This window comes from Halopseudomonas sp., assembly GCF_041579695.1.
Taxonomy (GTDB): domain Bacteria; phylum Pseudomonadota; class Gammaproteobacteria; order Pseudomonadales; family Pseudomonadaceae; genus Halopseudomonas.
The window spans coordinates 1-8,308 of the sequence record NZ_JBFGFI010000097.1; the positions used below are offsets into that span (position 1 = coordinate 1).

Genomic DNA, 8,308 nt, shown 5'->3' on the forward strand with positions numbered 1-8,308 from the left:
GCTCTTGTGCCAGGGGCAGCAGCCGGTCTTCCGCCTCACGGTGGGTAATGTTGTAGGTGAGCTGAATGAAGTCGATATCCTCCGAGCTCATGATCTGCTCCATTTCCCGGTGGCGGCGCCCGTGGGAAGTGGTGATGCCGACATAGCCGATTCTGCCGTCGGCTTTCATCTCCTGCAGCGCTGCCAAGTGCTCGCGCCAGTCGGCCAGATTGTGTACCTGCACCAGATCGAAGTGCTCGAGATTCCAGCGGTCTTTCAGCGAGGCTACCTGCTCGCGTGCCGAGCCGCCGGCCGGGCTCCAGACCTTTTCGGCGGCGAACAGGCTGTCGGGCGTGCCCAGTTGCTGCAACGCATAGCCCATGACATCCGGGGCAGAACCATACATGGGCGATGAATCAATCAGGCCGCCACCGTGCTCGAAGAACGCCTTGACCACGTCGGTGCGGGCCTCGAGCAACTGTGGATCGTTACCGACATTGAAGGTGCGCCAGGTGCCCATGCCGATGACCGGGAGCTTGTTGTCACTACCGGCAAAGGCCTTGCGCCGCAGCTCGCTGGTATTGGCCAGAAGCGGTACTGACGGGAGCGCCATGGCTGCGAGTGTGGCGCCGATCAGCTTTAGGCTTTGTCTGCGCGTGATGCGATGAGTCATCGCTCCTGGCCCTCCGGGTCAAATCATCTCCAGTGGCTGTTTGCGCGCCAGCGGCGGATAGGCAGCATCTATCTGGTCCATATCCTCTTCATCCAGCCGCAGACTGTCGGCGCCTGCATTCTGTCGCAGGTGGTCCAGATTCACGGCCTTGGGAATGGCGATCACCCCCGGGTGGCGCATGACCCAGGCCAGCGCAACCTGAGCGGTAGTGGCGGCGTGTTTATCGGCTATGCGCTGCAGCGTGGGGTCTTGCAGCAAGGCGCCACCCTGGCCGATCGGGCAGTAGGCCATGAGGGGCATATCGTGCTGCTCCTGCCAATCCAGCAAGTCGTATTCGATGCCACGGGCCTCCGGGTTGTAGAGCACCTGATTGGTTGCGCAGTCTGGATTAGCGAGCTCTTCCAAATCGGCAACATCAAAATTGGAGACGCCCCAACGCAGGATCTTGCCCTGGTCGCGCAGCTTTTCAAAGGCCGCTACTGTCTCGCTCAGCGGGTATTGGCCGCGCCAGTGCAGCAGGTAGAGGTCAATGGTGTCAGTGCCCAGGCGGCGCAGGCTGCGCTCGCATGCGGCCTGCACTCCTTCGGTACTGGCGTTGTGTGGGTACACCTTGCTGACTAGATAGGCTTCGTCACGTCTGCCGCGGATGGCTTCGCCCACAACCTCTTCAGCGCCGCCCTCGGCATACATTTCTGCGGTGTCGATCAGCGTCATGCCAATATCCAGGCCCTCACGCAGGGCGCGCACCTCAGCCTGTCGCTGTCCTGCGTCCTCGCCCATGTGCCAGGTGCCCTGGCCTATACGCGGTACGGCGGTACCGCCGAGCTTGATGGTCTGCATACCTTGCCCTTTGTGAGTAATGGTCTGATTATCGATTGCGGCCCTTTACCAGCGTCTTCTGCAGTGCAGCGATGTCCTTGCTGGCCTGGAACACCGAGAGGTCTGGATCAGCCTTGCCGTAACGACCCAGCCGGTCGAGCTGGGCATAGAACCAGTACTGCACAGCAAAGGTGGCCATGGCTTTAAGGGCCTTGGTTTTGCCGAGAAACGCCAGCCATCTGGGGAAAAGCGCCAGTTGGCCTTCGTAGCGCGGCAGTTCATCCAGGCCTGCAAGTAACTGGTTTGGCGCATCAGTCATCACACACATGGGCCGACCCAGGCCGATCAGATCGGCGGCGCCACTGTCCAGGGCCTGCTGCATAGCCTTTTTCTGACGAAAGCCGCCGGTAACCATCAGCGGCACCGACACCTTGGCGCGCATGGCCAGGGCAAAGTCGACGAAGTAGGCTTCGCGCTGCTGGGTCGACTGGGCTACCGCCTGCGGCTCTTCCGCTTCAATGCCTTCGACACCTAGTAGCTTGGGTTGTTCGTAGGTGCCGCCGGAAATTTCGATCAGATCCACTCCCGCCTGCTCCAGCCACTCGACTACCTGCAGGCTGTCGTCAAAGTCGAAACCGCCTTTCTGGAAATCGGCGCTGTTGAGTTTGACTGACACTGGAAACTCGGGGCCGACAGCCGCGCGGACCGCCGCAACGGTATCCATCAGTACCCGAGCGCGGTTTTCCAGCGAACCGCCGTACTCGTCGCTGCGCTGGTTGGTGCGTGGGCTGAGGAACTGCGACAGCAGATAGCCGTGGGCGGCATGCACCTGTACGCCGGTAAAGCCGGCGGACTTGACTGCTGCCGCGCACTGGGCGAAGCGGCCCACGATGTCGGTTATCTCCTCCTTCTGCAGCGCTACCGGCTCACCGAACTGGCCGCCGGGCAGACCCAGTTTGACCGGGGAGGGCGCCTTGGGGTGCGGATTGATCATCTTCATGGTCTGCCGGCCGGCATGGCTTATCTGCGCCCAGAAATGATTGCCGTTACGTGTGGCGGCCTGTGCCCAGCTGCTCAGCGCAGCCTGCATGGCGGCGTCTGGCTCGCGGTCGATGTAGACGTTGCCGGGGCGTTCGAGATGGTCGCGGTCGATCTGGATATTGCCCGACAGGAGCATGCCCGCGCCGCCATCGCTCCAAAGGCCATAGAGGCGCTCGAGTTCCGGGGTAGGTACGCCGTCAGGGGTGGCCAGGCCTTCGGTCATCGCGGCCTTGGCAAGGCGGTTGGGGATGATAGCGCCGCAGGGCAGAGTGAGGGAGTCGGCGAGGGTCGTAGTCATGGTCAGGCTCTTCTTGTTGTTAGGAGTGCCTGGAGTGTATCCGCTTTTTTGTCCAGGTGTTTTGGGGTCGGGCATCGTGGACTCTGCTTCGCGGCGCCGCCCCCACCGGAAGGTGGCGTACTGGCACTCGGCGGCAGCAGCGGCGGCCTGGGGCGAAAGGCTTTGTCATCTTTTGCATTAAATTGTCATATTTGTTGTCCTAGGCGCACGGGTCGGGCTCGGCCCTCCCCATTACTTTGTGGCAAAGGAGAGTTCGGCAGACTCATGATTGAATGGATCAAGGAAAACCACGCGCTGGTGAATGTAGCCATCAGCATCGCCACCCTGTTCGTATGGGTTTTGTACGCCCAACTGTTGTACTTCGGCTTTCGCCGTCAGCGCACGCCCAGGGTGCTGATCAATCGGGGCAGGAAAAAGGACTTTGATGCGCTGTGCATCATCAGCAATATGAGCCAGGAGGCGATCTATGTGGAGTACATCCTGGCTACCCTGGAGACCTCCCGTGGCAAGGTCATCATGGATGTCACGGACTTTGAACAGGAGCGCGAGGAAGAGCGCGAGGACGAAGATGGGAATCGCCAGACGGTTTCGGGTATACCCCAGGACCTGCGCGAGAAAACCCGGCAAGGCCCGCTTCTCTCGGGTGAGTTCATGCATATCGGGGCTTTCAATGATGTGATCAGCCGCTTGTCACGCGAAGCTGGCATTCCGATGCGCGGCAACTTGCCAGAGGGAGATATTGAGCTGGAGTCTCTGACTATCGAGATCATCGCTATGTATGGACCAGAGCCCCGACCGATCAGCGTTGACAGAAGCTTTTACATCAACAGCGAGCCGGTGGGTGGCGAGTTGATTCCGTCATCCTGGAAAACCCGCCACGGCATTTCGTTTCTGCGTCGGCGCTGGCTGAGTAAGCGTGTGGATGACATGAACCAGACCAATTTCTCGATGAGTTCCACCATTCGCTGGGATGACGATTAACGGCTGTCGACAAGCCGCTCAATGGCCTGGCTGATTGCTGCCTGTTCGGTGAGTTGACCAAAGAGTCCTCCGGCCGCCTCGCCATGGATCAGGCCCAGCAACACCCCGAGCACCGAGCCGCGGTGCACATTGTCGCCGCCGACTTCGATGTTTGCCTGCAGGGCCTTCATTTGATCATGCTGATATTTCGCAGCGATGTACAACACCGCTGGCCAGGCGTCGCTGATGTAACAGGCCGGGGACAGCACCCGACCCACCACCTCGCGGTCGGGCTTGTTGCCCGCAACCAGTCTGGCCAGATCACGCCGTGGCAAGCTGCGCGTGGCATCAAGCAGTAAGTCCTGGACAGCGGCGTCGCTGTCGCGAAACAGCAAGCCATCGATCAGATCCACATAGGCATCGCACACTTCGGCCAGAAAGGTATCCGGGTGGGTCAGTGCCAGGTGCTCGCGGCAGAGTTGGCGGGTATCAGCAAGCGGCGTGCCGCGCAGTCTCTCGCCGATCGCCAACGGTGCGATGGTAACCAGGCCGCCAATCGAGGGTGTGTCGTGGGTAACGGCTGCGCACTGATCTGGCGGCAGACCCTTGGCGAGATTGGCAAAGAAACCCCGGTGGTAGGACTCGGCGTAGGTGTCCGGATGGGCCGGTTGCTCTGCCGTCAGCAAGGCTATGTAGGCCTGCAGGAATCCATCGCGGTCATAGTGTCCGCCGGCCTCGTTCATGACTTCGGTCAGAGTCAGTGCGCAGTAGGCATTGAGGGTATTGTCGCCGGCGCGCATGCCTTGGTGATAGTGGACGTGGGACTGATCCCAGTACTGGGCTTTGCCTTTGAGGATCACGTCGCCAACGACATCCGATTGCCCCTGATTGCCGGAGCTCTTGCGCCCACCGCCGCTGGTCGAGTGCAGGGACATGATCGATGAGGGATGATATTCCGGAGGTGCCTCGAAGGTTTTGATGCCATTGGGAAAAGCGCGGTCGATGTCACCGACCCGGTAGAACCAGTGCACCGGCATGGCCAGCGCATCGCCGATAAACAGGTTCTGCAGGGCGGCGGTTGCCCTGGCAGTTATTGTTGCATCCATGATGTGGCCTCCAGTTTGTATTTTCAGCTTAACGCACCGTTTGATTGCTACTGGATCACAGGTGTTTCAAGGAAATTCGCGCTAGACTCGGCGGCCTGGTGCAGGCACGTATTCGTCGCAGAGAGGTTGGTTGATGGCATTCAGGATGGCAGTGGTGATATTAGTGCTTGCCGCGCTCGCGGGTGCCTGGTGGTTGTTGCAGATACTGGGGATGCCCGGCAGCTTCTCGCCGGAAGTGTTGTCCGTCTGGCTCAAGAGCCAGGGTCGCGTCGGCCCCCTGCTGCTCATGCTGCTGATGGTGATCGCGGTGATTGTCGGCCCGATTCCCACGCTGCCCGTGAGCGCGACGGCCGGACTGGTGTTTGGCGTGCTCAGCGGAACCGCCATCGCCGCCTCCGGCGCCCTGATCGGCGCCATGGCGGCCTTCTGGATCGTCCGCTTTCTGGGTCGCGAGGCGATATGCAAACGCTTCCCGGATAACCCCGTGTTGGCCAGGGATGGCTCGCAACGCTTCCTGACCATCACCATCTTTCTCACCCGGCTGATACCGGTTTTTTCCTTCGCCTTGATCAGTTATGCCGCCGGCGTCACGGCCATTCACGCCTGGCGTTTTGCGGCGGCGACCCTGATCGGCATGCTGCCGATGACATTTGTCTTCGCGGGACTGGGCAATACCTTCATGCTGCATCCGGTCCTGACTGTGCTGGCAGGATTGGCCATTCTGGCGGCGATGGTGGGACTGCCCTGGGCGATCAGTCGCAGGCCTGATTCCAGGCTGGCACGCTGGCTGCGGCTCGATTGAAGGTTGCGTATTGCAGCATGAGTAACCGCGAGCGCTTTTTCCGCGACCGGTATATGATGCGCGCGCCCATTCCAGCGCCCACTTCGGCTTCAGATCATCATGACCAGCAACGCCATTTATACCGATCTCTCGGGATATTACGACCTGATGTGCGCCGACATCGATTACCGCGCGCAAAGCCACTGTATTCACCGCTTACAGCAGCTGTTGGGCAACGGCGGGAGGCGGCACCTTGATCTGGCCTGCGGCACCGGCCCACATGTGCGGCATCTGCTGGATGCGGGCTATCAGTGCAGTGGGCTGGACATCAATCAACCGATGCTTGATCTGGCCCTGACGCGGTGCCCCGAAGCGCAGTTCTCTTTGCAGGACATGTGTGATTTCTCGCTGAGTGATCCGGTCGATCTGGTGACATGCTTTCTGTATTCCATCCATTACAGCGCCGGGCTCGAGCGACTCAAGGGATGTATCGCCAGTGTCCACAATGCACTGGCTACGGGTGGGCTGTTCTGCTTCAACGCGGTCGACAAGCACAGGATCGACAACGACTCCTACATGTCGCATTCGGTCAGGAATGCGGAGGGTCAATTTAACTTCAGTTCCGGTTGGCACTATTCGGGGGAAGGGGAGCAGCAGTCGCTAAAGCTGCGAATCGAAAGAACGGTCGCGAACGTAAGCCAGATATGGCGTGACCAGCATCCGATGGTGGCGGTCAGTTTCAACGAGCTGTTGGCGCTGTTAACGCCATATTTCGAGGTGCAGGTACTGGAGCACGACTATCAGACCCTCAGCCCCTGGGATGGAGCATCGGGGAATGCACTGTTCGCCTGCGTGAAAATCTGAAATCTGCCTGCGTTGCCGAAGCATGGCAGGCAGATCCCGGTTGCTACTGGCTGGATCAATCCCAGCTCAACGCCCCGCCAGTCTGATACTCGATAACCCGCGTCTCGAAGAAATTTTTCTCCTTCTTCAGGTCCATGATCTCGCTCATCCACGGGAAGGGATTGACTGTACCCGGGTATTCCTCTTTGAGCCCGATCTGGGTCAGGCGGCGGTTGGCGATGAACTTGAGGTAGTCCTCCATCATCGCTGCGTTCATGCCGAGTACGCCTCGGGGCATAGTGTCGCGGGCGTATTCGATTTCCAGCTGGGTGCCCTGCAGAATCATCTGTGTGGCTTCATCCTTCATGCTGGCATCCCACAGGTGCGGGTTTTCGATCTTGATCTGGTTGATCACGTCGATGCCGAAATTCAGGTGCATGGACTCGTCGCGCAGGATGTACTGGAACTGCTCGGCCACGCCGGTCATCTTGTTGCGGCGGCCCATGGACAGGATCTGGGTGAAGCCACAGTAAAAGAACACGCCTTCGAGTACGCAGTAGTAGGCGATCAGGTTGCGCAGCAGTTCCTTGTCGGTCTCTACAGTGCCGGTGTTGAAGGTCGGGTCGGAGATTGACCGGGTGTACTTCAGACCCCAGGCGGCTTTTTTCGCGACTGACGGAATCTCGTGGTACATGTTGAAGATCTCGCCTTCGTCCATGCCCAAAGATTCGATGCAGTACTGGTAGGCGTGGGTATGGATCGCCTCTTCGAATGCCTGACGCAGAATGTACTGGCGGCACTCGGGGTTGGTGATAAGACGATAGACCGCCAGCACCAGGTTGTTTGCTACCAGGGAATCGGCGGTGGAGAAGAAGCCCAGGTTGCGCTTGACGATGCGGCGCTCGTCGTCGGTCAGGCCTTCGGCGTTTTTCCACAGGGCGATGTCGGCGGTCATGTTGACCTCCTGCGGCATCCAGTGGTTGGAGCAGCCGTCGAGGTACTTCTGCCAGGCCCACTCGTACTTGAAGGGCACCAGCTGGTTGAGGTCGGCGCGGCAGTTGATCATGCGCTTGGTGTCGACGCTGACGCGGGCGGCGGAGCCTTCGAGTTCATCGAGGCCTTCCTGTACGTCGAGGGCGTCGAGTGCGGCCTTGGCGCGGGCGATGGCGGCGGAGTCATCGGTGGAGACCTGGCGCGCTTCTGCGACGTTGGCTGGGGTCGCAATGGCGTTCTGCGTTTCTGTCGCGGGCTCGGAGTGGTCCGCCTTTGTCGAGGTGGAAATCGACGTTCCCAGGTGTGGGGCTGCGGTGGTTTGTTCGTTGTCTAGTTCGTCCCAGCTGAGCATGGTGTGGCTCCTTTCAGTCGTAGCTTCAAGCGGGGGCTTCAAGCTTCAAGTTGTATGTATGGCGGCTCGGGTTGCGCTTGGAGGCTCGGCCTCTCAGCGCCAGCCCCCGAGGTCAAAATGGATTCCCGCGTTCGCGGGAATGACGATTCTGTAAGTACGGCCTCCTTGTTACGTCATCCTCGCGAACGCGGGGATCCATTCGGCGGTTGGCTTTAGGCGCAGTGCTTTCTGCCAAACCCCGAAGGTCAAAATGGATTCCCGCGTTCGCGGGAATGACGATTCTGTAAATACGGCCTCCTTGTTACGTCATCCTCGCGAACGCGGGGATCCATTCTGGGGTGGCAGTAGGCGCTGTGCTTTCTGCCAAGCCCCCGAAGGTCAAAATGGATTCCCGCGTTCGCGGGAATGACGATTCTGTAAGTACGGCCTCCTTGTTACGTCATCCTCGCGAACGCGGGGATCC

Annotated in this window: 8 protein-coding genes; 3 read left to right on the forward strand and 5 right to left on the reverse strand. The window is 59.9% G+C overall.

Annotated elements, in window-relative coordinates:
• From ABYA88_RS13995 to ABYA88_RS14005, 3 genes are all read right to left on the reverse strand, one after another.
• Positions 1 to 652: aldo/keto reductase (locus ABYA88_RS13995; RefSeq protein ID WP_373188009.1), on the reverse strand; the 652-nt coding region annotated here is incomplete at its 3' end.
• A gap of 18 nt (positions 653 to 670) precedes the next feature.
• On the reverse strand, positions 671 to 1,492 hold the full coding sequence (locus ABYA88_RS14000) for an aldo/keto reductase (RefSeq protein WP_373188010.1): 822 nt from the start codon (positions 1,490 to 1,492) through the stop codon (positions 671 to 673).
• Positions 1,493 to 1,520: 28 nt separating this feature from the next.
• Positions 1,521 to 2,810, reverse strand: coding sequence for an NADH:flavin oxidoreductase/NADH oxidase family protein (locus tag ABYA88_RS14005; RefSeq protein ID WP_373188011.1), 1,290 nt, complete (start codon positions 2,808 to 2,810; stop codon positions 1,521 to 1,523).
• A gap of 264 nt (positions 2,811 to 3,074) precedes the next feature.
• On the opposite strand from ABYA88_RS14005, the gene ABYA88_RS14010 reads away from it, so the two are divergent.
• On the forward strand, positions 3,075 to 3,791 hold the full coding sequence (locus ABYA88_RS14010) for a hypothetical protein (RefSeq protein WP_373188012.1): 717 nt from the start codon (positions 3,075 to 3,077) through the stop codon (positions 3,789 to 3,791).
• Here the strand turns inward: ABYA88_RS14010 and ABYA88_RS14015 are convergent.
• Positions 3,788 to 4,876: an ADP-ribosylglycohydrolase family protein gene (locus tag ABYA88_RS14015; protein ID WP_373188013.1), complete on the reverse strand. Its 1,089-nt coding sequence runs from the start codon at positions 4,874 to 4,876 to the stop codon at positions 3,788 to 3,790. The two genes, ABYA88_RS14010 and ABYA88_RS14015, sit on opposite strands and share 4 nt — an antisense overlap.
• A 133-nt stretch (positions 4,877 to 5,009) precedes the next feature.
• Between ABYA88_RS14015 and ABYA88_RS14020 the strand changes: the two genes are divergently transcribed.
• On the forward strand, positions 5,010 to 5,678 hold the full coding sequence (locus ABYA88_RS14020; RefSeq protein ID WP_373188014.1) for a TVP38/TMEM64 family protein: 669 nt from the start codon (positions 5,010 to 5,012) through the stop codon (positions 5,676 to 5,678).
• A 99-nt stretch (positions 5,679 to 5,777) separates the two neighbouring features.
• A complete protein-coding gene (locus ABYA88_RS14025; protein ID WP_373188015.1) occupies positions 5,778 to 6,521 on the forward strand; it encodes a class I SAM-dependent methyltransferase in 744 nt (247 codons plus the stop codon).
• Positions 6,522 to 6,576: 55 nt separating this feature from the next.
• On the opposite strand, the gene ABYA88_RS14030 is transcribed toward ABYA88_RS14025, so the two are convergent.
• The gene (locus tag ABYA88_RS14030) at positions 6,577 to 7,845 is read right to left on the reverse strand and encodes a ribonucleotide-diphosphate reductase subunit beta (protein ID WP_373188016.1); all 1,269 of its coding nucleotides are present in this window, start codon (positions 7,843 to 7,845) and stop codon (positions 6,577 to 6,579) included.
• Positions 7,846 to 8,308 lie beyond the last annotated feature (463 nt).